Genomic DNA, 26,180 nt, shown 5'->3' with positions numbered 1-26,180 from the left:
GTATCCCACACCCGAGGAAGCAGGCAACATGCCGTCCCAAAAGATCATCATTGTCAGCGGGGCGTCGAGCGGCTTCGGCGCCATGACCGTCCGGGGCCTCGCCGACGCCGGTCACGTCGTCTACGCCGGTATGCGCGACATCACCGGCCGCAACACCGCCGCGGCCCGCGACGCCTCTGAGTACGCCCAGACCCGGTCGGTGGACCTGCGTCCCATCGAGATGGACGTGTCCAGCCAGGACTCCGTCGACGCCGCCGTCGAGGCCGTCGTCGCCGAGCACGGCCGGGTCGACGTCGTCGTGCACAACGCCGGGCACATGGTCCTCGGCCCGCTCGAGGCGTTCACGCCCGAGCAGCTGGTCGGCGTCTACGACACGAACGCCGTCTCCACGCAGCGGCTCAACCGGGCGGTGCTGCCCCATCTGCGCGGCCAAGGGGACGGGCTGGTGGTGTGGGTCGGTTCCAGCAGCACCAGGGGCGGCACTCCGCCGTACCTCGGGCCGTACTTCGCGGCCAAGGCGGCCGAGGACGCCCTCGCCGTCTCGTACGCGGCCGAACTCGCTCGATTCGGTATCGACACCGTCATCATCGTTCCCGGCTCGTTCACCACCGGCACGAACCACTTCGCCAACGCGGGGCATCCGGCCAGCCCGGAGGTGGCGGAAGCGTACGAGGGCCGCTACGGCGGCCTGATGGACCAGATCGCCAGGAAGCTCGCCGACCTCGCCCCCGCCGACGCCGACCCGGCGGAGGTGGCCCGGTCCATCGTCCGGGTGGTCGACACCCCCAAGGGCCGGCGGCCGTTCCGGGTGCACATCGACCCGGCCGACGACGGAGCCGAGACCGTCAACCGGGTCGGCGACCTGATCCGGCGGGAGTTCTACCGGCGGGTCGAGCTGGAGGACCTGCTCGGACCGGCGCTGCCCGCCGACTGACCGCGCCGGAGGCGTGCGCCACCCCCGGCCGCCACCCATCCGTGTCGCTCTCACCTCACCGCATCACAGCCAAGGCAAGCCACGCACCGAGGAGGACCACCTCATGTCCCATCATATCGACACGCCGCTGGCGGCGCAGAACGGCCAACTGTTCATCGACGACCTGTACGTGTTTCCCGGGCAGGAAAGCACGGTGTTCGTCATGGACGTCAACTCCGACATCACCGGCGTCTACGCGCGACCGGGCTTCCACCCGGAGGCGCGGTACGAGTTCAAGGTGCACTTCGACGGCGCCGCCTTCGAGGACCTGACCTACCGGATCTCGTTCGGCGAGCCCGGCCCGGACGGACGGCAGGCCCTGCGGGTGCACGAGCTGACCGGTGCCGACGCGCGGGAGGACACGGCGGCCGGGAACCTGGTGCTGGAGGGCCGGACCGGGCAGCCGGCCGCCGGGGGCGGTGTACGGGTCTGGGCCGGGCGGGCCGCCGACCCCTTCTACATCGACCTGTCGCTGCTCGCCATCGTCAACGCCGCCGTCGCGAAGGGCACGGCGCCCGATCTGGCCGCGTGGGACCCGTCGGACGCGCAGAACAGCTTCTCCGGTACGACCGTGGAGTCGATCGTGCTGGAGGTTCCGCACTCCCATCCGCGGCTGCGCCCCGGCGCGAGGACCGGCGTGTGGGGCGCCACCAGGCTCGCCACCGACGCCGGCGGCTGGCGGCAGGTCAACCGGGCCGGATACCCGATGATGTGGCCGATCTTCTGGCCTGATGACACCGACTTCTCCAATCCCGCGAACACGAGGCACCCGTCGCAGGACCACGCCGCCGCCGCTGAGCACATCGCCGGCCTGGTCGCCGGGGTCGTCGGAGCCGCCGGTGTCTCCGGTGATCCCGGTGGCTATGGCGCGACCGTGGCCCGCGAGCTGTTCCCCGACGTCCTGCCCTATGCGGTGGGCACACCGGCGACGTTCGGCTTCGCGGTCCGTAACGGGCGGACACTGTCCGACAACGCGCCTGAGGTCATGTTGTCCCTCGTCACCGGGACCGCCGTGCCCACGGGCCTCACGCCGGCCGTTGCGGCGGGACGGCGCGGTAGCACTTTTCCCTACGTCATCCCGGTCTGACCGTCCCATGCCGGTCCCTGAGGGTGGGTGCAGTGCACCCAGGCGCGCGGAGTGCCCGGCTCCTAGCCTGAATCCGCCGCGGACGCGGCGAACGGCCGCGGCCGGGCGAGAGCACTCGCGGACGGCGGGTCGTTCCGATTGACGCTGGGAACAGAGAAGGAAGAGAAGTGACGGTTGACAGGGCCGAAGGCGGGACCACGGGCCTCGGCACCCGGGACCGGATGACGGTGCCGCTGACGTTCCTGTTCGCCGTCTCGGGCGGCGCCGCCGTGGGCGACCTGTACTACGCCCAGCCGCTGCTGGACCTGATCGCGCACGACCTGCGTGTCGGCGAGGGAACGGCGGGCTCTCTGGTGACGGCGGCGCAGGTGGGGTACGCGGCGGGCATCGTGTTCATCGTCCCGCTCGGTGACCTGCGCGATCGGCGCAGGCTCATCCCGGTGATGATGCTGCTGTGCGCCGTCGCCCTGACCTTGTGCGCGCTGGCGCCGAACATCCTCGCCCTCACCCTGGCCATGGCCGCCGTCGGCGTGACCACCGTGTCCGGCCAGATCCTCGTGCCCTTCGCCGGTGATCTGGCCGCACCGGCCCGCCGTGGCCGTGTCGTCGGCACGGTCGTCAGCGGTCTGATCACCGGCATCCTGGCCGCCCGCATCCTCAGCGGTCTGGTGGCCGGGGTCGCGGGCTGGCGGGCCGTGTTCGCGCTGGCCGCCGGGTCGATCGTGCTGCTGGCCGCGGCACTGTATCGGATGACTCCTGCCGTACCACCGCGTACTACTACGACCTACCGCGCGTTGCTGCGGTCGGTCGGCTCGCTGGTGCGCCGTGAACCGGCCGTACGGGTCATCATGGTCTCCGGGGCACTCGGTTTCGGCACCTTCACGATGTTCTGGACCGCGCTGACCTTCCTGCTCAGCAGCGCCCCGTACGACTACTCACCGACCGTGATCGGATCGTTCGGCATCGCGGGGCTGCTCGGCTCGGTCGCCGCGCAGAGCGCCGGCCGTCTGCACGACAGCGGCCGATCCAGGACGACGGCCGGGCTGTCCTGGCCGCTGGCCATCGCCTCCTGGGGAATCGCGGGACTGGGCTCGCATTCGTTGCCCTGGCTCATCGCCGGCATCGTCGCGCTCGACGTCGCGACCCAGGCCCGCAACATCCTCAACCAGGCACAGATCTTCACGATCGCGCCCGAGGCGCGCAGCCGCCTCAACACCGCCTACATCACCGGCAACTTCATCGGCGGCGCGGTCGGATCCGTCCTCGCGTCCGCCCTCTGGTCCGCCGGAGGCTGGCCCGCCGTCGTCATCGCCGGTGCCGCCGCGTCGTTCTTCGGGTTCCTGCATTGGGCGGCGACCCGGCGACACCTCACACATGAAGGGAATGAGAGATGAAGAAGGTCTCGCTCGGACGGCTCGAAGTGTCCCGGATCGGGCTCGGCTGCATGGGCATGTCGGCCTACTACGACGGCGCCGGCGCCGACGACGCCGAGTCGATCCGCACCATCCACCGTGCGATCGACATGGGCGTCACCTTCCTCGACACGGCCGAGGTCTACGGGCCGTACGTCAACGAGGAGCTGGTCGCGAAGGCGATCCGCGGCCGCCGCGACCAGGTGGTCCTGGCGACGAAGTTCGGGATGCTCACCCACCGAGGCGGCGACGCGCGGCACATCCTGGACAGCAGTCCCGAGAACATCCGCGTCGCCGTCGAGGGGTCGCTGCGCCGGCTGAACACCGACCACATCGATCTGTACTACCAGCACCGGGTGGATCCCGGCACGCCGATCGAGGACACCATCGGCGCGCTCAAGGACCTCGTGGACGCTGGAAAGATCCGCTACATCGGCCTCTCCGAGGCCTCGCCGAGCACGATCCGCCGGGCGCACGCGGTACACCCCATCACCGCCCTGCAGACGGAGTACTCGCTGTGGAGCCGCGACCCCGAGGCCGAGATCCTGCCGACCACGCGGGAACTCGGCATCGGGTTCGTGCCGTACTCACCCCTGGGCCGCGGTTTCCTCACCGGCACGATCTCCAGTCACAGCGACCTGAGCAGCACCGACTTCCGTCTCACCACGCCACGTTTCGCCCCAGGGAACCTCGACCGGAACCTGCGGATCGTCGATGAGGTGAAGGCCGTGGCCGCCGAGGTCCAGGCGACGCCGGCTCAGGTCGCGCTGGCCTGGTTGCTGGCGCAGGGCGACGACATCGCCCCCATCCCCGGCACCAAGAAGGTGTCGCGGCTGGAGGAGAACGCCGCCGCCGACGCGCTGACCCTCGACTCCGCCCGGCTGGAACGACTCGCCGCCATCCGGCCGCCCGTCGGCGACCGCTACGGCGACATGAGCAGCATTGACGGCTGACGGCTGACGGCTGACGGCTGACGGCTGACGGCTGACGGCTGACGGCTGGCGGCTGGTGGCTGGCGGCTGGCGGCGATGACGCGGATCAGCGCCCCGGCCACTAGTCACCGCCGAGATCGGAGATGCACAGCTGACTCCGGGAGGTGATGCCGAGCTTCGGGAAGATCCGGTACAGGTGGAAGCCGACGGTCCGGTGAGAGAGGAAGAGCCGTGCCCCGATCTCGCGGTTGGTCAGCCCGCTCGCGGCCAGTCTGGCTATCTGCAGTTCCTGTGGGGTGAGTCTGTCCAGGGTGTCAGGCGCCGGCCGGGCGACGGCCTCTCCCGCGGCCCGCAGCTCGGCGCGCGCGTCCTCACCGAACGCGCTGATGCCGAGGGCGTCGAAGCTCTCCATGGCCGCCCGCAGCGGGGCACGGGACTCCACGAGGCGGCGCCGGCGTCTCAGCCACCGGCCGTAGGCCAGGAGGAGCCGTGCCCGGTGGAACGGCCAATTCTTCAGCCGCGTGCGGAAGGCCCGCTGGTAGAGGGGCTCGGCCGTGTCGTCGGGGGCGACCAGGGGGTGGGCGTAGGCGGCCATGGCCCGCAGGTACGGGGAGGCCGTCTTCTCGGCGAGGGCGTCGAGCCGCGTGAGGTGGTGTTCCGCTTCGTCGCGGCGGCCGGTGAGGATCGCCGCCTCGATCAGATCCGCGATCCCCAGGTAGCCCACGAACGGGTGGTAGGCGATGTCGGACGGGTCCAGTACCCGGGCCAACTGCTCGAACGCGTCGCCGTGCTGGTTGTTGACCAGGGCGTACCGGCCGCGGGCGAACTGGGCGAAGCCGAGGATGGACTGGGCACCGACCGAGAGCAGTTCCGCCTCCGTCCTCCGGATGAGTTCGCCGGCGGCCTCGTGGTCACCGCGCTCACTGGCCAGCGTGGCCGTGGCCAGATCGGCCACCAGCGCCCAGCGAGGCCGGCCGGTGTCGCGCGCCAACCGGCCGGCCTCGTCCGCCGCGGCCGCCGCCAGCCGATGCTTGCCGAGGTGTATCGCCGCCCACGCCTGGGAGGCGAGGGCTTCGCCGAGCAGTCCGAGGCGGCCCTGTCGCCGGAGGCCGTCGACGGACGCGCACAGGAACGGCCAGGAGAGGTCGAAGGCCCAGACGGCGGTCAATGAGGCTCCCAGCGCGTGCTGCTCGGCGGGGTCGTCGATGGACTCCGGTGAGACCCGGGACGTCCTGCCGATCACCCACGCCGCCTCTTCCACCGGGTCCGCGCAGGCGGCGATGGACAGCACCATGGGGTCGCCGTCGCTTCTCTGGAGGCGTCGCGCCGTCCTGACGACGAGGTCACGGGTCTCCTGTGCCGGATCGCCGTACCAGCAGCCGATGGACAGCGGCCACAGGGCTCTCAGCGCGAGCGCGGCGCCGTCGCTCTCGGCGCCGACCAGCCGGTCCGTCACGTCGGCGAAGGCCCGTACCCGTTCCGGGCTGTACCAGCTCTCCTCGTTGAGGGCCTCCGTCCACAGGGCCACGCGGAGCCGTTCTCCTTCTTCGAGCTTCGAGAACCTCGCCTCGGCCAGGTGCCGGCGTGCGGCGACGGCGTCACCCAGCTCGAAGTCGATCTCCGCCGCGCGCAGCAGGAGGCGACCCCGGTTCCGGTCCGGGGCGCTCAGCAGCGCCGCTCGTCGCAGGGCTTCGGCCGCGGCGCGCGGAGCCCCCCGGTCGAGTGCCTTGAGGGCGGCCGCCTCCAGGTCGAGCGCCGCGTCGTCGTCCGGCCCGGGGCTGGCGGCCGCCCTGTGCCATGCCCGGCGTTCCTGATGGTCCTTCAGGGTCGTCGCCAGCGCGGCGTGCGCGGCCAGGCGTCTCGACGGGCCGGCCGCCTGGTAGACGGCGGAGCGGATGAGGGGGTGACGGAAGCGCACGTCACGTCCGTCGAAGTCGATGAGCCCGGCGTTGACGGCGGGTTCCAGGGTGCCGACCGAGGAGGTCATGCCGTCGAGGAGCTCCGCGGCCCTGAGGATCTCGGTGAGGTCGCCCTCGTCGTCGGCGGCGGTGATCAGCAGGATGGTCCGGGTCGGGTCCGGCAGTTCCGAGACGCGGGAGAGGAAGGCTCGCTCCAGGCGGCGGGTGGTCGGCAGCCACGGCGTCAGTGACTGCCGGACTCGATCCCCGCTCAGTGCCGCCGGGAGCTCGATCAGTGCCAACGGGTTGCCGGCCGCCTCGGTCAGGACGCGGTCGCGGACGGCTCCGCCGAGTTCCGGGGCACGCGCGGTGAGAAGCGCCGCCGCGGCGTCGTCATCGAGCCTCGTCAGCGGCAGTTCGGGCAGGCCCGCGTCGTTCAGGACGGTGTCATGCCCCTCACGGACGGCGAGCACCATGACGATCCGCTCGGCGTCCAGGCGGTTGGCGATGAAGGCCAGGATCTCACTGCTCGGTCGGTCGACCCACTGGGCGTCGTCGATCACCAGGATGACGGGTGAGTCGTCGGCCAGACCGCTGATCAGCTCCAGCGAGGCCAGTCCGACGGAGAACGTCTCCGGGGCGACGCCCTCGATCATCCCGAACGCCGCCGACAGCGCCTGCCGCTGCCGGGGGATCAGAGCCGGGGCACGGTCGAGGATCGGCCTGAGCAGCTGATGCAGACCGGCGAAGGGAATCGAGGCCTCCGACTGGACGCCGACCGCCGACAGGGCGCGGCCGCCCCGCCCGACGGCGGCATCGCGTGCCGCGCCGAGCAGGGCGGTCTTCCCGATGCCGGCCTCTCCGCGCAGCAGCAGGGCGCCTCCCGCGCCGGCCAGGCCGCGAGACGTCAGGTCCGCCAGCAGCCGGAGCTCGGCGTCGCGTCCGTACAGCGTCCCGGATCCCCGCCCCTGCGGCCCCGGACCGTGCGAACGCGGAACCTCGTCCAGGACGGAACGGCCCAGGTGCGCCGGGAATCCCGTGACGGAAGGCGGGCCGGTGTCCGCCGCCGTCATCGGACGCGCGGGCAACCGGGAGGCATCCAGGAGCGACACGTTCCTCCCTCCTTGTCGCGATGACTCATATGCGCCGGCCATGGCACCGACCGTACGGGCGGCGGTGCCGGGGAGGCATCGGTCATGTGACCATCGGAGCGCCGTTCCGTACGGCGGCTTCGACCGGTGTCGGCCGGTATCGGAGCAGGTCAGGGCGGGGAAGGGTGGACCGGGGCCGGTCGTTAGCCTGTGGTGCGTGGGACTCATCGGACGAGGCGAGGAGATCAGCCGGCTGCACGACCTGATCGGCGCGGTAGGCCGGGGCGGAGCGTCGCTGCTGCTCCGGGGGGAGCCCGGCATCGGCAAGTCGGCTCTGCTCGAAGAGGCCGCGGCGTTCGCGCGGGCGTCCGGCCTGCGGGTCCTGAGCACGACCGGTGTGGAGTCCGAGGCCCATCTGCCCTACGCCGGGCTGCACCAGCTCATGTGGCCGGTACGGGACCGCTTCGCGGTGCTGCCGCCCAGCCAGCGGGAGGCGCTGCGGGCGGCGCTCGGAATGACCGAGACGATCGGGCCGGAGGGCTATCTCGTCGCCCTCGCCGTGCTGAACCTGCTCGCCGAGATAGCGGAGGCCGGCCCGGTCCTGATCGTCGCGGAGGACGCGCACTGGCTCGACACGTCCACCGCCGACGTGCTCGCGTTCCTCGGACGGCGGCTGGAGTCGGAACCGATCCTGCTGCTCGCCGCGACCCGTCCCGGCATGACGACCCGGTTGGACGAGGCGGGGCTGCCGAGCCTGCTCATCCCGCCGCTGTCCGTCGAGGACGCCGCCGCGCTGCTCGACGCCGGCGCGGCGGATCTGCCTGACGCGGTGCGCCGGCGGCTGCTCGCCGAGGCCGCCGGGAACCCGCTGGCACTGATCGAGCTGCCCGCCGCGGTGGGCGGCGTCGACGGCGCCGCCCTCCTCGCGAGTCCGTGGCTGCCGCTCACGACCAGGCTGGAGAGCACCTTCACCCGGCGGTTCGCCGCGCTCCCGGCGGTCACGAGGGCCGTCCTGGAGGTCGCCGCGCTCAACGACAGCGCGAATCCGAACGAGACGCTGACGGCCACCCGCGCGCTCACGGGCCGGCCGGTCACGGCCGCCGACCTCAGACCGGCCGTCGACGCCCGCCTCCTCACTCCGGACGAGAGCCGCCTGGCGTTCTTCCACCCGCTGATCCGCTCGGCCGTTCACCAGGCGGCCGGTGCCGCCCGGCGCCGCGACGTGCACCGGGCGCTGGCCGGAGTACTGGCCGACCAGCCCGACCGGAGAACGTGGCACCTGGCGGCCGCGAGCGACCGGCCGGACGAGGACATCGCGGCCGCCCTCGAGACGGTCGCGGTACGGGCGCAGCGCCGGGGCAGCGGCGCCGCGGTCGTCGCCGCCCTGGAGCGGGCCGCGCGGCTGAGCCCGGATCCGGACCGGCGAGCCGACCGGTACCTGCGCGCCGCGGACGGTGCGGTCGAGCTCGGCCGCCCGGAGATCGTCGACCGGCTCCTCTCCGAGGCCGGCAGGCTCGACCTGTCGAGGCAGCGACGTGCCCGCCTGACCTGGATCAGGGCCGCGTTCGACGACGGCCTCCGGGGCGGGAGCATGGACGCCTCCGCGCTCGCCCACCTCGCCGAGTCCGTCGTCGCCGACGGGGACGTCGACCTCGCGGTCCGGATTCTCTGGAGTGCCGCGCTGCGATGCTTCTGGAGCGAGCCGGGCATGGCGGCCAGGGACCGGATCGTCGATGTGGCCGAGCGGCTGCCGCTCGATCCGCTGGACGCCCGGCTACTCGCCATCCTCGGCTACGCGGCCCCCATCGCCCGGGGCACGGTCGTCATCGAACGCTCGGAGCGGCTGCTCGCGCGGTCAGGCCTCGATTCGCCGACCATGAGGCTGGTGGGCAGCGTCGCGGTGCTCGTCGGCACGTTCGACGTGGCGATCACGCAGTCCGCCGCGTCACTGGCCGGCCTGCGCGAGCATGGCCGCCTGCAGCTCCTGGCCCGCGCGCTCGCGGCGCAGGCGTGGGCGGCGGCGCAGCTCGCCGACCTCGCGGTGGCCCTGCCCGCCGCCGAAGAGGCGGGCAGGCTCGCCAGGGAGACCGGTCAGCCGTTCCTACTCGGCCTCATCCTCGCCACGCAGGCGAAGATCGCGGCGCTGCGCGGCCACTTCGACCAAGCCGATGAACTGGCGGCCGAGGCGGAGCGGCTCGCCACGCCGGTCGGCGCACGGAACGTGCTCGCCACCGCCCAGCACGCGCGCGCCCTCGCCGCGCTGGGCGCGGGCGACTACCCGCAGGCGCTCACCCGGCTCCTCCGCATGCACGACATCACCGACTCTTCGCACCAGCTCGCCCTGAGCTGCCACACGGTCGCCGATGTCGCCGACGCGGCGCTCCGCAGCGAGCGTCCCGGCGACGCGGCCGGCGTGCTCGCCCAGATGGAGGCGGCGGCGAGGGTCACCACATCGCCGTCCCTGCACGCCGGCCTGCGGCTGGCCAGGGCGGTGCTGGCAGACCAGGACGAGGCGGGGGACCTCTTCCAGACGGCGCTCGCCGCGGACCTGACGCGGCGGCCCTTCATCCGGGCGCGCACGGAGCTGGCCTACGGCGAATGGCTCCGCAGGCAGCGCCGCGCCGTGGAGTCCAGACAGCACCTCCGCGCGGCCCGGGACACCTTCGACGCGCTCGGCACGTCACCGTGGGGCGAGCGGGCCCGCCGGGAGCTGCGCGCAGCCGGTGAGCGGAGCGGCGAACGCCAGGCCGCCACGAGCGACATCCTCACCGCCCAGGAGCTCCAGATCGCGCAGATGGCCGCCGAAGGCCTGACCAACAGGGAGATCGGCAAGCGCCTCTACATCTCGCACCGTACGGTGGGCGCCCACCTGGCGAGGATCTACGCCAAACTGGGCGCCACCTCCCGTGTCCAGCTGCACAACGCGCTCAGATAGCGACTGTGCTCCTCAGCTCTTGAGCGGGTCGTGGCCCCAGTTCATCAGGGAGTACCGCCAGCGGGTGTCGCGGATGTCGCCGTCGGGGCGTTGTGCCAGATGGCGCCGGATGTAGCCGACGACCTTGCGCATGTGTGCGTAGTCGTCCTCGGACAGGTCGCCCTTCTTGGCACGTAGCAGTGCGACGATCCGGCGGCCCGACTCGTGGCCGGTGGACTCGCCACCGCCCGGATGCTGCCCGGCCGACTTGGACTCCTCGGTGCCGAGCCAGCGTTCCAGCTCGGCGGGTTTGAGGTTGACCAGTTCGCTGAACAGGCTCCGGATCTCCTCGTCGTCCTCGCCCGACACGGACTCAGTCCTTTTCCTTCTTCAGCGCGTCGGGCTTGTGCACGGCCCTGCCGCCGGACTTCTCACTGCGGACCTGGTACTGCGGCTCGTCCGGCGACGCGGCGACCGTACGGCCGGCCGCCTCGGTCCGTTCGGTGATCTCCTCTTCGACCTCGCCGCGGGCCTCCCCGCCGTGACTCCGCCAGGACACCTTGTCACCCTTGTGCAACTTCTTCTTCTCTTCGGCCATGACGCTCTCCTGCTTCGCCCGCCCGCCTCCCCATACCCGCAGGTCATCGCATGTGCACCGGGCAGGAGGTAAGGATCGGGCGGCGGCCTGGGTGCGCGCGATGACCTGGGTCGCGGACCGCAGCAGCGTCCTGGCGAGCGGGAGGAAGGTCTCCCCGGCCTCGGTCAGCCGGCTGCCCCGCGGTGTGCGATCGAGCAGCCGGACGCCGAGTTGCTGTTCGAGACGGCTGATCTGCCGGCTTAGGGACGGCTGGGTGGTGTGGAGGACCGCGGCGGCGCGACCGAAGTGCCGGTGCTCGGCCAGGACGGTGAAGCACTGCACCAGCCGCAGATCGAGATGCACTGGAGACGGCGGCGAGTCGGGCATACGTGGATCTTAGATCCATATGCCGTTGACGTGCGGTGTTACGCGGAACGTATTGCCGGATGCGGAACATTCATTGGACCCGGCGTCCTCCGTGACCCCAAGGTGGAGTCCGCGGCCGGGCACCGGGCCGCTCCTCAATCCTCTTCCGAAATGGAGTGCGCCATGTCCGCGCCTACAGCTCTGATCACCGGCGGAACCAGCGGAATCGGCAAGGCCACCGCCGAACTGCTGCATTCGCGCGGCTACCAGGTGGTGGTCACCGGGCAGAACCCCGACAGCATCGCCGCGGCCGAGAAGTCACTTCCCGAAGGGATCGTCGTGCTGCGCGCCGACGCCCGGTCACTCGCCGACACCGATCGTGTCGTGGAACAGATCCGGGAGCGCTTCGGCGCCCTCGACGTCCTGTTCCTCAATGCCGGGATCGTACGGGGCGGCCCGATCGAGGCGTTCGACGAGGCCACGTTCGACGACATGGTCGACGTCAACTTCAAGGGCCAGTTCTTCACCTTGCAGAAGGCTCTCCCGCTGCTCAATGACGGGGGTTCCATCATCTTCACCATCGGGATCGGCGTGACACGAGGCATCGCCGGCGGGTCCGTCACCGCCGCCACCAGGGGAGCTCTCCTGGCCCTCGTCCCCTCCCTCGCCGTTGAGCTGGCGCCCCGGCGAATCCGGGTCAACGCCGTCAGCCCCGGCCCGATCGAGACCCCGATCTGGGCCAAGCACGGACTCCCGCCCGAAGCGCTGGAGGAGACTCTCGAGGCCACGGCGGCCCGGGTCCCCCTGGGCCGGCTCGGCACCGGCGAAGAGGTCGCCGAAGTGGTGACCTTCCTCGCCTCCGACGCGGCCGGCTACGTGACCGGCGAGAACATCACCGTCGGCGGCGGAGCCGGCCTCAGTGTCTAGCGTCGTCCACGACGCAGACCTCGACGCAGTTCCCGCCGTTGGTGCTGCTGTGCAGTGACTTGCGCCAGTCGACGTTGTTCAGGTCCATCGTTCCTCGGCCACCTTCTTGATGAGCTCGATTGATTCGCGTTGGGACAGGGCGAACGTCCGGATCGACTCCCAGACGTCGATGATGCAGGCGATGTCTTCCGGGTTGCTCGTGACCAGACCGCGAACGGCGGTGTCGATGTAGGCCACGTCGCTGCCGTTGACGGTGGCGATCGTGAATGCGCCCGCCAGGCCTTCGTAGCGGACGCCGGAGGGGACGATCTGGACTGCGAGCCGAGGGGCTACGGAATTGACCAGGTGCTCTAGTTGATCGCGCATCACCGCCGCATCGCCGAAGCCGCGAGTGAGGACCGTTTCGTCCAGCACACACCTGAGTGTAGGTGGATTTTCGTTCTTGAGAATGGCCTGGCGGTCGAGGCGGGCGGTGACGGCGGCCTCGTCGCCGTCGAGGACCGTACGTGCGTAGTCGGGGGTTTGGAGCAGACCGGGGACGACGGCCAGCTCGAACGCCCGGAGCGCCGACGAGCGGCGCTCTTCGGCGAGCCAGTCGCGCATCCAGCCCTACAGAGGACGAGCAACGACAACTCGCGCGCCGCGAATGATCCTTACTCATGGTATTTTGTATGTCCCCCATTAACTCGCAATCCGGGTTGAGTATCATCCCCGATCGAGCGTCCGTTAACTTCGGACATAATGGGCGTGCGGGGGCGGGTCTGCTTCTTCGGCGGTGGTTCGTCAGACGGGAGAATTCCCGTCTGACGAACCACCGCCTGAACGACCACACCTCCCCCGACGGTCCAACTCGCGCGCTATGTGCTCCACCAGCGCCGGGTCACTCGGCGTGGCCGACCGGGCCGCCGTCCGCCGCGGGCACGAAGCGGGGCGACCGGGCCGGGTTGAGGTTGGCGAGTTCGTCGAAGGTCGCCCGTTCGTAGGACTTGGCCCAGGCGAGGTCCGCGTCGGACAGCCGGCCGGTGGCCAGGCCGGCGATCAGCCGCTCGCCGTATTCGGTGTGGTCGTGCGAGGTCAGGATGAGCAGGTCCGGGAGTTCCCGGCGCAGCCACTGGATGCGGCGGATCGAGTCGACATAGCGAGACTCGTCGCCGGGCTGGAAGGCGCGCACCTGGTCGACCGCGAGATGCCGGATGGTGTACATCGCGTCGCCGGTCAGGAGAAAGCGGTGGTCGACCAGCACGCTGGTGCTGCCAGGGCTGTGCCCCGGGGTGGGCAGGGCGATGACACTGCCGTCGCCGAAGACGTCCGCCGAACCGGTGAAGCCGCCGATGGCCGGGCCGGTGAACTCGAGTGGGCGCCAGTCGGTGATCGCCGCGATCGACGGCGGGTAGGCCAGTGGCACCAGGCCGAGCGCCTTGTCGTCGCGCGCCGCGTACTCGTCCGCGCCCAGGTACACCGGAGCGTGGGCGAACAGGTTGAGCGCGCCGACGTGGTCCTCGTGGAAGTGCGTGATGAACACGGCGCGGATGTCCTCTGGGCGGTGGCCGAGCCGCGCGAGCTGGACCGGCATGGTCTCCTCGGCCGGCAGGTCGTACTCGTCGGCGTCCATCACGTGCTCCATGATCGAGCCGCGGTAGTAGTCGGTGTGCGCGGCCTGCGCCGGGCTGATTCCGGTGTCCACCAGGATCGGGCCGGCGGTCGGGTGCTCGAGCAGGTAGGCGTGGATCGGCACCCAGATGAAGTGGTCCTTGTCGGCGGTGAACTCGCTGAGGGAGAACCCGTGCAGGCCCCCGTAGAACTGGCCGAACGGGACCTTGGTGCGACCGATGCGTAGCGGCTGGATGTTCATGACCGGCTCCCTCCGTAACGTCGGAACGGTTCCGTTCCGGCGATCCGCAATCGAGCGTAGGCGTGGTGACGATGGAACGCAACCGTTCCGTCTTGGCTAGACTGGGCGGCATGCCACGCAAGCGTGAGCCGGCCGGGGCCGCCGTGCTCCAGGAGTCCGTCACCAGCGCGATCGCCGCCGCGATGTTCGACGAGCTGGCCGAGACCGGATACGCCCGCATGTCCGTTGACGCGGTGGCCCGGCGGGCCGGTGTCGGCAAGGCCGCCGTCTACCGTCGCTGGCCGTCCAAGCAGGCCATGCTGCTCGACCTGCTCGGGGCGGCGGTGCGCCGGAACGTGCCGGAGGTGCCGGATTCGGGGTCGCTGGCCGGTGATGTGCGCGGCTTCCTGGATGTGATCGTCGCGCAGGTCGCCGAGCCGCGGATCAAACGGATCGCGTTGGACATGGCGGCCGAGACCGAGCGCAGTCCCGAGCTCGGCGCCGCGCTCCGCGAGGCGGTGGGCGGACCCCGCCGCGCCGCCGCCGACGCCGTGCTGCGCCGGGGGATCGAACGCGGGGAGCTGCCCGCCGACACGGACCGCGAACTCGGCCTCGACCTGCTGATCTCGCCGTTGCTGGGGCGCCTGCTGCTGACCGGCGGACCGGTCGACGACGCCTACCTGACCCGGCTGACCGCGGTGATCGTGGCCGGCCTCACCTCGGCGTGACGGCCACGCCCCCGGTCTACGACCGCTCTACGAGGGCCGGGTGGCGAGGGTCGTCGACGCGAACGACGACGTCCGCGGTCAGCGCCGGCCGGGCCTCGTCCTCGTACCGCTCGTACGCGGGCAGGGTCCACTTCTGGTCCGGTTCGACGCGGCGGGCCAGCGCCGCGGAGGACATCGACAGGTGGACCGCGTGGTCGAGCGGCAGGCCCCGGCCGAGGAGGAGCGCGCCGTCGAGGAGCAGCACGCCGCCCGGCGCCAGCGTCACGTACGAGGCGCGGGTGGCACGGTCGACGGCGCTGTCCCAGAGGGCGGGCAGCACCCGGCCGGAGCCGCCCGGCTCCAGCGGGCCGAGCACCTCGCGGACCAGGCCGCCCTCGTCGAGCCAGTCCGTGTAGAACGCGTCCGGGTCCTCCCGGCCGTACTCGAAGCGCAGCGACGCGGGGCGCAGGAAGTCGCCGGCCGCGACGCGCAGGACGTCACGGCCGCGCAGCCGGAGGGGATCCACCAGCGCGTCCGCGAGGTTCTCCGGCCGGGTGGGCGGGGCGCCGTCGATCACGACCCGTACCCAGGAGGTGCCGGAGAGGGCCGCGATCCGGTCGGCGAGCTCCTCGACCAGGAGGGGCGGTGAGATGGGCCGTACGCGCACTCCGCCATCCTCCCAGCCGCCGTCGGCGAACGATCAGCGTGTCCGTACGAGGACGGTCGCGTGGGTCAGGAGGCTCAGGCCGACGGGGCGTACGGCGTCGGTCCGCTCCCAGAGTCCGGGGTCGACCGCGTCGGACGTGCGCGCGTGCCGGATCAGCCCGAAGCCGTGCCGCTCCAGCAGCGCGGACAGGTCCTCCGGGCCGAAGTGGCTCAGCCACGGCTCACCGTGTTCGGCGGCCACCGAGGAGACCCCTTCGGCGTACGCCCGACCCGCGGCGTCCTGTAGTTCGGGAGGAAGCATGGATTCGATCACGATCTCCGTGCCCGGGGCGCAGCGGCCGATCTCGGTCAGCGTGCCGGCGATGGCCTCCCTGGTCAGGTACATCGTCACGCCGAGCCAGCTGACGAAGGCGGGCCGGGACGGGTCGAATCCGGCCTCGGTGAGGGCCTCGGACAGGACCGCGGCCTCGAAGTCCACGGGGACGAACGTGACCGTGCCGGGGAGGGCGACGCCCGCCTTCTTCAGCCGGTCGCGCTTCCACTCCTGGGTCCCGGGGTGGTCGACCTCGAAGACCCGGGTGCCGCTCGCCGGGCCGGCGCGGTACGCGAACGAGTCGAGGCCGGCGCCGAGGATGACGTACTGCGTGACGCCGCGGGCCACGGCCTCGGCGAGGCGGTCCTCGGTGTACCTGCTCCGTACGGTCGCCGCCGCCCGGGCCCCGGCGAGGATGGGGTGGTCGCCGTGGAGACGGTGGTAGCGGACGAGGTTCTCGGCCTCGTCTCCGAGGAGCGTGTACGCGAGGGTGTCGGCGAATATCCGGGGCTCGTCGTCGACGATGAGATGTGCCGCGCGTGCCGCCGCGGCGGTGAGTGCGGTCTGGCTGGGTCGTCCGTCATCATTCACAAGACGGCACCATATACACGGTTTTCTTAAGCATACCACAAAATGGTATTCAATAAAAGTATTCTGTCATTACATTGCACTACCATTTCCGGTCGCCGGCTGGTGGCGCCGCTGGTAGGCGACCAGGCGGTCCGCGAGCTCGGCGGGGCGGCTGAGCATGACCATGTGGCCGCCGTCGATCTCGTCGGGGACGATTCCCAGGCGCTCTCGTACGACCCGGCGCATGAAAGTGGCGGGGAAGAGACGGTCGCGGCGGCACAGCAGGAATTCCGTCGGTACCCGCGGCCACGAAGGTAGTGGCCATGGCTCTTTTCCCGGGGTCTCCGACTGTCCGCGTGGGTGCTTCTGCATCTCGGCGGCCAGATGCGCTGGAACGTCGTGGTAGTAGGTCGGGTCGAAGCCGTGATCCTCTTCCGGAGTGCCGTCACGTCCGGCCGCCTCGCGTATCGCCTGGTCGTGCCCGGTGGCGGCTGACCACTCGCCGGGTGCTTCGCCGGGGGAGGGGACCATCGCCGTGAGCATCACCAGGACATCGACCGGCAGGCGCTCACAGACCAGTGGTCCGGTGAAGCCACCGAACGAGTGTGCCACCACGATCAGGCCGGTGCGGTCGCCGATCTGCTCGACCACGGCGTCGGCGTATTCGGCGAGCCCGGCCGTGTCGTCCTCGGCGGGCAGGTCTACGCTCACGGCGTCATGGCCGCGCTCGCGCAACTCGGCCGTGAGCGGTTGCCAGTACCAGGAATCGCACCCGGCGCCGGGAATCAGAACGAAGGTCGCCACGTCGGCGGTCCTTTCCTCGAGACGTGATGGGTCACCCTGTTCCGACCGCCCGGCCGCGCGGAACTCATCGGTGTTCCGTGGGGTCAGTGCGCGCGGAGGCGCCCGACCGGTTCGGCCGGTGGGTCGCCGGCCGGCAGCCCGTACATCGTGAACAGCCGGTGGCGGACCGCCGCGAACGGGTAGGTCCCTGGATAGACCGCCATCTTGAAGATCACGCCTTCCAGGACGCTGCGGAACATGACCTCTTCGAGGGCCGGGTCCTCGGCCCCGCGGTCGGCGAAGATCTGCCGGATGCGGTCCTCGAACCGCTCGATGACCCCGGCCTTCGTCGACTCCACCTTGATGAAGATCTCGCGGGTCGCGGGCTGGAGCATCAGGCAGAGCACGAGCCGCTGGACTCCCAGCGTGTTCCGGGCCATCGTCAGAGTGCGGTCGATCACGCCGGCGAGCCGCTGGTCCGCGGTGACCTCCCCGTCGGCCGGGTCGGTCCCCGCGATGAGCCCGTCGAGGGCCTGGCCCAGCAGCTCGTGGAGCAGCTCCTCCTTGGCCGGGAAGTAGTAGGAGACGAGCCCCCGGGCGACCCCGGCCCGCTCGGCGATCTGGGAGATCGTGGTGCCTTCGAACCCGCGTTCGGCGAACAACGTCAAGGCCGCCTCCAGGATCCGGCGGCGGGACTGCTCGCGCAGCTCCTGGTTGGCGCGGGCCGAACGTGGCGACAAGCGGACCCCCGGGTATCGGTGACGGACGCACCATTGTCCCGCCTGCCGCCCCACGGTGCGCAGGTCAGTGCCGTACCCGTCCGTTGATCGCGCCGACCAGGTTCGTGACGCCGCCCTTGTCGGCCGACTCGAGCGCGAGATCCGTGCCGCCGGCGAAGGTGATCACGAAGTTGTGGACCTTGACCGTCACCTGGGCCCGTCCGCTCTCGGTGACCCGGGCGCCGGCGATCTGCGCGATGGGGATCTCGGCGACGAGGTCCTTCGCCCGGCCGAGCATCGACTGCTCGAACAGCAGCAGCCTCCGGTCGGTCACCGCGACGTTCATCTTCGGCGGCAGCCCGCCGTCGGCGGCGACATCGACGAAGCGGATGCCGACGACGTTCTGCAGGGCGGCGTAGTAGCCCTCCCGTTTCAGGGTGCCCGGCAGGTTCGCCATGCAGCTGGCGACGAGCCTCTCATCGGGGCCAAGGATCTTCGACGCGGCCTTCTTGACGGCCCAGTCACGCGCGGCCATGCGCGGCTCCTCTCGTAGGAAGAGTGTTGACTGTACAGCCAGCCAGTCATCGTGATGGCCGGGTCGGGCCTGTGTGTCCTACGTCACGCGCCACCGGCAGGGGGATACGGTACGGTGCTTTTTGCGACGAATAGATTTCGCCGCATAAGCGGCATTCGACCGCTTATGGTGCGCCGGGAAGCCTGGTCGGCAACGTCGATAGGGCTATGCCCACGGGGAGGCGCGGTGGCCGAATTCGTGCACGCGGCGCTTGCCTTTCCGGCCGTCGTTCTCGGTGCCCTCCTTGTCGTCGTCCTCGCCTACTGGCTGCTCGTCGTCCTCGGACTGCTGGACGCGGCGGCGACCATGGTCATGGCGGTGGCGCTGTCGCTGTTCGCGGCGCTCGCGTGGTTCGCCGGCGTGGCCGGGACCGTGCTGCTGCGCCGCGACGACCTGACCGGGCCGGCCCCGGCGATCGGGGTGCTGGCCGCCGCGCTCGTCGCGTCGTTCCCGGTCACGAGACTGCTGATGCGGCCCCTGCGGTACATGATCCCTGAGGAGGTCCTGCCGTCGCGGCGGGACTTCGTGGGCCGGATGTGCGTGATCCGCACCAGCCGGGTCGACCTGACGTTCGGCCAGGCGGAGGTGCGCGCCGCCGATGGCTCGGCCGCCGTAATTCAGGTTCGCCGGCAAGGGAACCAGCCGGGCGAGGAGATCCTCAAAGCAGGCAGTACCGCTTTGATCTTCGACTACGACGCCGACGGCGAGTTCTTCTGGGTGATGCCGTATGACGCCGAGCTCGATCCGCATCGTCGAATCAACTGAATTCCCCCGCGAGAAGGACCATTGATGGACTCCATCGGCATCGCGATCGCCGTGCTCGTCGGCGCGATCCTGATCGTCGCCCTGGGCACCTGGTACCTGTTCAGCCGGCTGTTCCGGAAGGTCGAGCAGGGCCGCGTGCTCATCATCTCCAAGATCAAGAAGGTGGACGTCACGTTCACCGGGGCGATCGTGCTGCCCGTCCTGCACAAGGCCGAGGTGATGGACATCTCGGTCAAGACGATCGAGATCGAGCGCAGCGGCCGGGACGGCCTGATCTGCCGTGACAACATCCGCGCCGACATCAAGATCACTTTCTTCGTCCGGGTCAACAAGACCGTCGAGGACGTCATCCAGGTCGCGCAGGCGATCGGCACGCAGCGGGCCAGCCACGAGGAGACGCTGCAGACGCTGTTCAACGCGAAGTTCTCCGAGGCGCTGAAGACCGTCGGCAAGCAGCTCGACTTCGTGGACCTGTACACCCACCGGCACGAGTTCCGCGACCAGATCGTGGCGCTCATCGGCACCGACCTGAACGGCTACCACCTCGAGGACGCGGCCATCGACCACCTCGAGCAGACGCCGCTGGAGAGCCTCAGCCCCACCAACATCCTCGACGCCCAGGGCATCCGGAAGATCACCGAGCTGACCGCCATCGAGCACGTGCGCACCAATGAGTACCAGCGCAACGAGGAGAAGGAGATCACCCGCCAGAACGTCGACGCGCGGGAGGCCATCCTCGAGCTCGAACGCCGCCAGGCCGAGGCGGAGGTCAAGAAGAAGCGGGAGATCGAGACCGTACGGGCGCGCGAGGAGGCCGAGATCGCCAAGGTCCAGGCCGAGGAGCGCCTGACCTCGCAGATGGCCCGCCTGCGCACCGACGAGCAGCTGGGCGTCCAGGAGGAGAACCGCAACCGCGAGATCGCCGTCGCGGAGAAGAACAAGGAACGCGTCATCGCCGTCGAGAACGAGCGGATCGAGAAGGACCGCATGCTCGAGGTGATCGCCCGCGAACGGGAGACCGAGCTGACCCGCATCGCCAAGGACAAGGAGGTCGAGGCGGAGAAGCGGGAGATCGCCGAGGTCGTGCGCGAGCGGATCGCGGTCGAGAAGACCGTCGCCGAGCAGGAAGAGGGCATCAAGCGGCTCCGGATGGTCGAGGAGGCCGAGCGGACCCGCCAGGCTTTGGTCATCCAGGCCGAGGCCGAGGCGCAGGAGAACCTGGTCAAGGGCATCAAGGCCGCCGAGGCCGCCGAGGAGGCCGCAAAGTTCAAGGCCCGCGAGGAACTGCTGCTGGCCGAGGCCCGGCAGAAGACCTCCGAGCTCGACGCCCAGGCCAAGATCCGGCTCGCCGAGGGCATCCAGGCGGAGGCCGCCGCGGAGGGCCTGGCCGAGGTGCAGGTCCGCGAGCGCGACGCCGAGGCGATCGAGAAGGTCGGCCGCGCCGAGGCCGCCGTCAGCCGGGAGAAGGCCCTGGCCGAGGCGGAGGCGATCGAGAAGGCCGGCCGCGCGGCGGCCGTCGCGAACCGCGAGAAGGCCCTCGCCGACGCGACCGGGATCCGCGAGAAGCTCAAGGCCGAGGCCGAGGGCCTGACCGACAAGGCCGCCGGGATGGCCGCGATGGACGACGCCACCCGCGGGCACGAGGAGTACCGCCTGCGGCTGGAGGCCGAGAAGGAGATCCGGCTCGCCGGGCTCGACGCGCAGCGCGAGGTCGCCGAGGCTCAGGCGACGGTGCTGGCCGCCGGTCTGGAGAAGGCCGACATCGACATCGTCGGCGGCGACGGCGCCTTCTTCGACAAGGTCGTCGGCGCGATCAGCCTCGGCAAGGGCGTCGACGGGTTCGTCGAGCACTCCGACGTGGCCCAGCGGCTCGCCGGGCCGTGGCTGAACGGCTCGCGCAGCCTGCCCGACGACCTGGCCCACCTCATCGGCTCGATCAAGACCGACGACGTCAAGAACCTCACCCTGTCCGCGCTGCTCATGCAGCGGATCAAGACCGGCGGCTCCGAGGGGGAGAAGGCCCGTGAGCTGCTCGACCACGCCGAGCGCCTCGGCGTGGCCGACGCCGCGATCTCCACCATGGCCGTGATCGAGCAGTAGGAACCTGGGAACCACGTGACCGAGGGCGGGGAGACGCCTGCCGGGCCGAGCCTGGACGCGGGCACCTACGAGGTGCTCCGCGCCCGGCTCGGCGAGCAGGCCAAGGAGCTGGTCCGGCGGGCCGAGGCGCTGAACGCCCGGCGGCTGGAGGTGTTCGGCGGCACCGAGCTGCGGCTGGTCGGCACCGAGCGGATCCGGACGGAGCACAACTGCGTGCCGCGCGACATCGTCGCGGTCGGCGGGCTGATGCTGTTCGGCTTCAACGTGTTCATCGGGCTGCGGCCGGAGACGGCGGTCGGCGACGTGTTCGCCCTGTACCGGTTCGCCCGGGACGGCGACGCGTTCGGGTTCGAGGCGACCGAGGGCCCGGAGGGGCTGCTGCGCGACCCGCGGTTCGCGCGCGACTTCGGCGAGCTGTACCGCTACTACCGGGACACGCGGCTGCTGCAGCTGCGGCGCGTCGAGTCGAAGCTGCTGGCGGTCTTCCAGACCGGGGCGGCCGAGCACGACAATCGGGTGCTGCGCTGGACGGTCGACGCCGACGGCACCGCCGCGTACGAGGACAACCTGGGTGAGCCGGACCACGTCTTCCCGCCGCCGTACGACTTCACGTGGGTGGAGACCACCCGGGACGACCACGTCCTCGGGCGGCACCCGCACATCTCGATCGAGGACGAGGTCTTCGTCGAGACGGTCGGCGGCGACCTCACCGTCAAGATCGAGAACAACACCGAGACCGGCGAGGGCATCTACCGCGAGCCGGTCGACGAGCCGCTGCAGAGCCTGGCCGACGCCGAGGTCGAGTACGCCCGCGTCGGCGCGCTCATCCTCCTGCGGATCCGCCCGTACAAGGAGGAGACGCGGCGTCACCTCATCTTCAACACCCGTACGAAGACGGTCGTGCGCCTCGACGGCATCGGGCAGGCATGCCGGCGGCTGCCGGAGGACCACGGCGTCATCTTCCCCGGCGGCTACTACCTCGTGACCGGCGCGGCCAAGACGTTCGACACGGACGTCGGCGGGCTGGAGTACGAGCGGATGATCCGCTCCACCAACGGCGAGGACGTCCTGTACGTCTTCCACGCCCGCGCGGCCGGCCGGTACCTCCTGCTGCCGTACAACGTGATCCGCAAGGAGGTCGCCACCCCGATCTCCTGCCACGGCTACTCGCTGTTCGACGACGGCACGCTCGTCCTCTTCCGCGCCGACTCCGACGAGCCGACGCGGGTGCACGCGATGCAGGTGTGGCAGACGCCGTACCTGTCGGACGCGTACGCCGCGGCGCAGCCCGCCGGGACGGGGCCGCTGGAGCGGGTCGGCAACGCCGACCTGGTCCGGGGCATCTCCGACTGCCTGTCGGTGGCCCGCATGGTCGAGGAGACGACCCCGTCGGCCGGGGTGTTCGAGGCGCTGATCGCCGGGTGTGAGCGCGCCTTCGACACCTACCACTGGCTCGCCGACCCCGAGCTCGGTGACCTGCGCGTCCCGCTCGCCGGCGTACGGGCGACGGCGGGGCAGGTCCTGGAGGAGTTCGAGACGGTCCAGCGGCTCACCGCCCAGGCCGCCGCCGCGCTCGCCGAGACCGACGAGAAGATCACCACGCTGATCCGGCTGACCCGCGGCGACTCCCCGGACAGCGCCGACGGCTGGGTGACCCGGCTGACGGAGCTGCGCCGCGCGCAGGGCCGCCTCGTCACGCTCCGCGACATGCGGTACGCCGACCTAGCGAAGATCGACGAGCTGGCCGGGCGGCTGAGCGGCGAACTCACCTCGACCGGCCGCCGCGCCGTCGAGTTCCTGCGCGAGTCCGTGGCGTTCGCCGCCTACCACGAGGAGATCGACCGGCTGCTCGGCGCCATCGAGGAGATCTCCACCACGGCCGAGGCCGCCCCGATCCGCGAGCGGCTCGCCGGGCAGTACGAGGGCCTGGAGGTCGTCACCGACGTCGTCGGCACCCTCGACATCGGTGACGCGACCGTGCGCACCTCGATCCTTGAACGGGTCGGCGAGGTGCTCGCCGGGATCAACCGGGCGCAGGCGACGCTCGACGCCCGCCGCCGCGAGCTCCTGGACGCCGAGGGCCGCGCGGCGTACGCCGCCGAGTTCGCGCTGCTCGGGCAGGCCGTGACCGGCGCGCTCGCGATGGCCGACACGCCCGACGCCTGCGACGACCAGCTCGGCCGCGTCATGCTGCAGCTGGAGACCCTCGAGTCGCGGTTCGCCGAGTTCGACGACTTCGTCGCCGAGCTGACCGCCAAGCGTGAGGAGGTCTACGAGGCGTTCTCCGCGCGCAAGCAGACGCTGCTGGACGAACGCGCCCGCCGCGCCGACCGGCTCGCCGAGTCCGCCACCCGCATCCTGACCGGCGTACGCCGCCGGGCCGCCGCGCTCGGCTCGCTGGACGAGATCAACGCCTACTTCGCCGCCGACCCGATGGTGGACAAGGTCCGCTCGGTCGTCGGGCAGCTGCGCGCCGCCGGGGACGCCGTACGCGCCGAAGAGCTCGACGGCCTGCTCAAGACCGCCCGGCAGGAGGCCGGCCGGGCGCTGCGCGACCGCGAGGACCTGTACGAGGACGGCGGCGAGAGCATCCGGCTCGGCGCGCACCGGTTCGCGGTCAACACCCAGCCGGTCGACCTGACCCTCGTCCCGCACGACGGCGGCATGGCGTACGCCGTGACCGCGACGGACTACCGGTCGCCGGTCCGCGACCCGGCGTTCGCGGCGACCCGGCCGTACTGGGAGCAGACGCTCGTCTCCGAGACGCCCGAGGTCTACCGCGCCGAGTACCTCGCGGCGGAGATCCTCGCCGGGACGCCCGCGGGCGTCCTGCGCCGCGCGGCCGAGGACGGCGGGCTGCCCGCCCTCGCCCGTACGGCCGCCGAGGCCCGCTACGACGAGGGGTACGAGCGCGGCGTGCACGACCACGACGCCGCCCTGATCCTGGAGGCGCTGCTGCGGCTGGACGCGGAGGCCGGCCTGCTGCGCTACCCGCCGGCCGCCCGCGCCGCCGCGCAGCTGTTCTGGGCGCACGGCGCCGCGGAGGCCGCGCGCCGCGCCTGGACGACCCGGGCGGCGTCACTGGCCCGCGCCCGCGCGGCGTTCGGCGAGTCCCCGGCCGCGGGGGCGCTGCGCGCCGAGCTGACCGCCGCCGCGCTCGCCTTCCTCACCGGCAACGCCCTGCACGGCCCCGGCGCGGCCACCCGCATCCTGCCGCCCGACGACACGGGGGAGCTGATCGGGGAGTACCTCTTCGAGGAGCTCGCCGCCGAGCCCGCGGGCTTCGTCACCGGGGCCGGCGCGCGGTCGCTGCTCGACGGCTTCCGCGCCGCACTCGGCGGCTCACCGGGGTACCGCGACGACCTGGCCGCTCTGGAGGAGGGGGGTCTGGCCGCCCGGCACCAGCTCATCGAGGCGTGGCTCGGCTCGTACCTCGCCACCACCGGCGGCCCGGCCGACGACCTCGCCGAGGCGGTCGCGATCGAGCTGTGCGGCCCGCTGGACCGCTACGACACGGCGGCGCCGCTGGCCGTGACCGTCGAGGGACTGCTCGGCGCCCACCCGCGGATCACCGGCCGCCGTCTGGAGCTGCGGCTCGACGAGAGCGTCGCCCGGATCCGCCGGTTCCGCGCCGAACGCGTCCCCGCCTACCGGGCGTACCAGCGGCTGCGCGGCGAACTGGTCGCGGCCGAACGCGACCGGCTGCGGCTGGAGGAGTACCGGCCGCGCGTGCTCAGCTCCTTCGTGCGCAACCGGCTGCTGGACGAGGTGTACCTGCCGCTCATCGGCGACAACCTCGCCAAGCAGCTCGGCGCGGCCGGCGACGCCAAGCGCACCGACCAGATGGGCCTGCTGCTGCTCATCTCCCCGCCCGGCTACGGCAAGACGACGCTCATGGAGTACGTCGCGGGCCGGCTCGGCCTGATGTTCGTCAAGGTCAACGGCCCGGCCCTCGGCACGTCGGTCACCTCGCTCGACCCCGCCGACGCCCCGGACGCGACCGCCCGCCAGGAGGTCGAAAAGATCAACTTCGCCCTGGAGATGGGCAACAACGTGCTGCTGTACCTCGACGACATCCAGCACACCTCGCCGGAGCTGCTGCAGAAGTTCATCTCGCTGTGCGACGCGCAGCGCCGCGTCGAGGGCGTCTGGGACGGCCGCACCCGGACGTACGACCTGCGCGGCAAGCGGTTCGCGGTGTGCATGGCCGGCAACCCGTACACCGAGTCCGGGCAGCGCTTCCGCATCCCCGACATGCTCGCCAACCGCGCCGACGTGTGGAACCTCGGCGACGTGCTGTCCGGCCGGGAGGACCTGTTCGCGCTGAGCTACCTGGAGAACGCCCTGACCTCCAACCCCGTGCTCGCGCCGCTGTCCACGCGGGAGCGGGCCGACGTCGAGCTGTTCGTACGGCTCGCGCAGGGCGACACGACGGTGTCCCCGGACCGGCTCGCGCACCCGTACTCCGGGCCGGAGGTCGAGCAGATCACCGCGGTGCTGCGCCGGCTGCTGCGGGCCCGGGAGATCGTGCTGGCCGCCAACCGGGCCTACATCGCCTCGGCCGCCCAGGCGGACGCCTCCCGCACCGAGCCGCGGTTCCAGCTCCAGGGCTCGTACCGGGACATGAACAAGCTGGCCGAGCGGATCGTGCCCGTGATGAACGAGGCCGAGTTGGAGGCGGTCATCGACGACCACTATCTCGGCGAGGCCCAGACCCTGGCCTCCGGCGCCGAGGCGAACCTGCTCAAGCTGGCCGAGCTGCGCGGCACGCTCACCCCCGAACGGGCCGAGCGCTGGACGGCGGTCAAGGCCGCCTACCGGCGCGCCCAGGCGCTGGGCGGCGCCGAGGACGACCCGATGACGCGGGCGGTCGGCGCTCTCGGCCTCCTCGCCGACCGTGTCGCCGCCGTCGAGTCCGCCATCACCCGCGCCGTCGACGGCCCGGATCGGTGATCATCACTGCCGCGCCGCGCGT

General features: G+C 71.3%; 21 protein-coding genes. 10 read left to right on the top strand and 11 right to left on the bottom strand.

Features of this window, described 5'->3' with window-relative positions; all coding sequences use genetic code 11:
* Nucleotides 1-28: 28 nt before the first annotated feature.
* From NE235_RS22085 to NE235_RS22070, 4 genes are all read left to right on the top strand, one after another.
* Nucleotides 29-934, top strand: a complete 906-nt coding sequence (locus NE235_RS22085) for an SDR family NAD(P)-dependent oxidoreductase (protein WP_252805973.1) — start codon at nucleotides 29-31, stop codon at nucleotides 932-934.
* A gap of 103 nt (nucleotides 935-1,037) precedes the next feature.
* On the top strand, nucleotides 1,038-2,060 hold the full coding sequence (locus NE235_RS22080; RefSeq protein ID WP_252805972.1) for a DUF4331 family protein: 1,023 nt from the start codon (nucleotides 1,038-1,040) through the stop codon (nucleotides 2,058-2,060).
* Nucleotides 2,061-2,227: 167 nt separating this feature from the next.
* On the top strand, nucleotides 2,228-3,454 hold the full coding sequence (locus tag NE235_RS22075) for an MFS transporter (RefSeq protein WP_252805971.1): 1,227 nt from the start codon (nucleotides 2,228-2,230) through the stop codon (nucleotides 3,452-3,454).
* The gene (locus NE235_RS22070; RefSeq protein WP_252805970.1) at nucleotides 3,451-4,425 is read left to right on the top strand and encodes an aldo/keto reductase; all 975 of its coding nucleotides are present in this window, start codon (nucleotides 3,451-3,453) and stop codon (nucleotides 4,423-4,425) included. Before NE235_RS22075 ends, NE235_RS22070 begins: the two co-directional genes overlap by 4 nt.
* A gap of 100 nt (nucleotides 4,426-4,525) precedes the next feature.
* On the opposite strand, the gene NE235_RS22065 is transcribed toward NE235_RS22070, so the two are convergent.
* Complete coding sequence (locus NE235_RS22065) at nucleotides 4,526-7,414, bottom strand: helix-turn-helix transcriptional regulator (protein ID WP_252805969.1); 2,889 nt, start codon at nucleotides 7,412-7,414, stop codon at nucleotides 4,526-4,528.
* Nucleotides 7,415-7,610: 196 nt separating this feature from the next.
* Between NE235_RS22065 and NE235_RS22060 the strand changes: the two genes are divergently transcribed.
* Complete coding sequence (locus NE235_RS22060; protein ID WP_252805968.1) at nucleotides 7,611-10,328, top strand: AAA family ATPase; 2,718 nt, start codon at nucleotides 7,611-7,613, stop codon at nucleotides 10,326-10,328.
* A gap of 12 nt (nucleotides 10,329-10,340) precedes the next feature.
* Here the strand turns inward: NE235_RS22060 and NE235_RS22055 are convergent, their stop codons facing one another.
* On the bottom strand, nucleotides 10,341-10,676 hold the full coding sequence (locus NE235_RS22055; RefSeq protein ID WP_252805967.1) for a DUF3140 domain-containing protein: 336 nt from the start codon (nucleotides 10,674-10,676) through the stop codon (nucleotides 10,341-10,343).
* Nucleotides 10,677-10,680: 4 nt separating this feature from the next.
* Nucleotides 10,681-11,271 (bottom strand): HVA1 family protein, encoded by a 591-nt coding sequence (locus NE235_RS22050; RefSeq protein WP_252805966.1) that lies wholly within the window; start codon nucleotides 11,269-11,271, stop codon nucleotides 10,681-10,683.
* Nucleotides 11,272-11,433: 162 nt separating this feature from the next.
* Between NE235_RS22050 and NE235_RS22045 the strand changes: the two genes are divergently transcribed.
* Complete coding sequence (locus NE235_RS22045; RefSeq protein WP_252805965.1) at nucleotides 11,434-12,177, top strand: SDR family oxidoreductase; 744 nt, start codon at nucleotides 11,434-11,436, stop codon at nucleotides 12,175-12,177.
* Here NE235_RS22045 and NE235_RS22040 read toward each other — a convergent pair.
* From NE235_RS22040 to NE235_RS22030, 3 genes are all read right to left on the bottom strand, one after another.
* Nucleotides 12,167-12,265 carry a DUF397 domain-containing protein gene (locus NE235_RS22040; RefSeq protein WP_252805964.1) on the bottom strand — a complete coding sequence of 33 codons (99 nt, stop codon included), beginning with the start codon at nucleotides 12,263-12,265 and terminating at the stop codon, nucleotides 12,167-12,169. The two genes, NE235_RS22045 and NE235_RS22040, sit on opposite strands and share 11 nt — an antisense overlap.
* Nucleotides 12,256-12,780 carry a DUF5753 domain-containing protein gene (locus NE235_RS22035; protein WP_252805963.1) on the bottom strand — a complete coding sequence of 175 codons (525 nt, stop codon included), beginning with the start codon at nucleotides 12,778-12,780 and terminating at the stop codon, nucleotides 12,256-12,258. The genes NE235_RS22040 and NE235_RS22035 overlap by 10 nt, the downstream gene beginning before the upstream one ends.
* A 277-nt stretch (nucleotides 12,781-13,057) precedes the next feature.
* On the bottom strand, nucleotides 13,058-14,029 hold the full coding sequence (locus NE235_RS22030; protein ID WP_252805962.1) for an N-acyl homoserine lactonase family protein: 972 nt from the start codon (nucleotides 14,027-14,029) through the stop codon (nucleotides 13,058-13,060).
* A 110-nt stretch (nucleotides 14,030-14,139) separates the two neighbouring features.
* Between NE235_RS22030 and NE235_RS22025 the strand changes: the two genes are divergently transcribed.
* The gene (locus NE235_RS22025) at nucleotides 14,140-14,736 is read left to right on the top strand and encodes a TetR/AcrR family transcriptional regulator (protein WP_252805961.1); all 597 of its coding nucleotides are present in this window, start codon (nucleotides 14,140-14,142) and stop codon (nucleotides 14,734-14,736) included.
* Nucleotides 14,737-14,752: 16 nt separating this feature from the next.
* On the opposite strand, the gene NE235_RS22020 is transcribed toward NE235_RS22025, so the two are convergent.
* The 5 genes from NE235_RS22020 to NE235_RS22000 form a co-directional block, all read right to left on the bottom strand.
* Nucleotides 14,753-15,382 carry a nucleoside/nucleotide kinase family protein gene (locus NE235_RS22020; protein ID WP_252805959.1) on the bottom strand — a complete coding sequence of 210 codons (630 nt, stop codon included), beginning with the start codon at nucleotides 15,380-15,382 and terminating at the stop codon, nucleotides 14,753-14,755.
* A gap of 33 nt (nucleotides 15,383-15,415) precedes the next feature.
* Entirely contained in the window at nucleotides 15,416-16,285 is an 870-nt protein-coding gene (locus tag NE235_RS22015) for a class I SAM-dependent methyltransferase (RefSeq protein ID WP_252805957.1), read from the bottom strand.
* Between the two features lie 69 nt (nucleotides 16,286-16,354).
* Nucleotides 16,355-17,068: an alpha/beta hydrolase gene (locus NE235_RS22010; protein ID WP_252805955.1), complete on the bottom strand. Its 714-nt coding sequence runs from the start codon at nucleotides 17,066-17,068 to the stop codon at nucleotides 16,355-16,357.
* A gap of 83 nt (nucleotides 17,069-17,151) precedes the next feature.
* Nucleotides 17,152-17,787: a TetR/AcrR family transcriptional regulator gene (locus NE235_RS22005; protein ID WP_252805952.1), complete on the bottom strand. Its 636-nt coding sequence runs from the start codon at nucleotides 17,785-17,787 to the stop codon at nucleotides 17,152-17,154.
* 64 nt (nucleotides 17,788-17,851) lie between these two features.
* Entirely contained in the window at nucleotides 17,852-18,301 is a 450-nt protein-coding gene (locus tag NE235_RS22000; protein WP_252805951.1) for a hypothetical protein, read from the bottom strand.
* A gap of 225 nt (nucleotides 18,302-18,526) precedes the next feature.
* Here NE235_RS22000 and NE235_RS21995 point away from each other — a divergent pair, with 225 nt between their 5' ends.
* Genes NE235_RS21995 through NE235_RS21985 form a run of 3 tightly spaced genes read left to right on the top strand, consistent with a single transcriptional unit; the run spans nucleotide 18,527 to nucleotide 26,158 of the window.
* Entirely contained in the window at nucleotides 18,527-19,105 is a 579-nt protein-coding gene (locus NE235_RS21995) for a hypothetical protein (RefSeq protein ID WP_252805948.1), read from the top strand.
* Between the two features lie 24 nt (nucleotides 19,106-19,129).
* Complete coding sequence (locus NE235_RS21990; protein WP_252805947.1) at nucleotides 19,130-21,205, top strand: flotillin family protein; 2,076 nt, start codon at nucleotides 19,130-19,132, stop codon at nucleotides 21,203-21,205.
* A 15-nt stretch (nucleotides 21,206-21,220) separates the two neighbouring features.
* Complete coding sequence (locus NE235_RS21985) at nucleotides 21,221-26,158, top strand: DNA repair ATPase (RefSeq protein ID WP_252805945.1); 4,938 nt, start codon at nucleotides 21,221-21,223, stop codon at nucleotides 26,156-26,158.
* Nucleotides 26,159-26,180 lie beyond the last annotated feature (22 nt).

Source organism: Actinoallomurus spadix (assembly GCF_024055725.1).
GTDB classification, from domain to species: Bacteria; Actinomycetota; Actinomycetes; order Streptosporangiales; family Streptosporangiaceae; genus Actinoallomurus; species Actinoallomurus spadix.
Note: the sequence above shows the minus strand (reverse complement) of the source record. Positions and strands in the feature narration are given on the sequence as shown.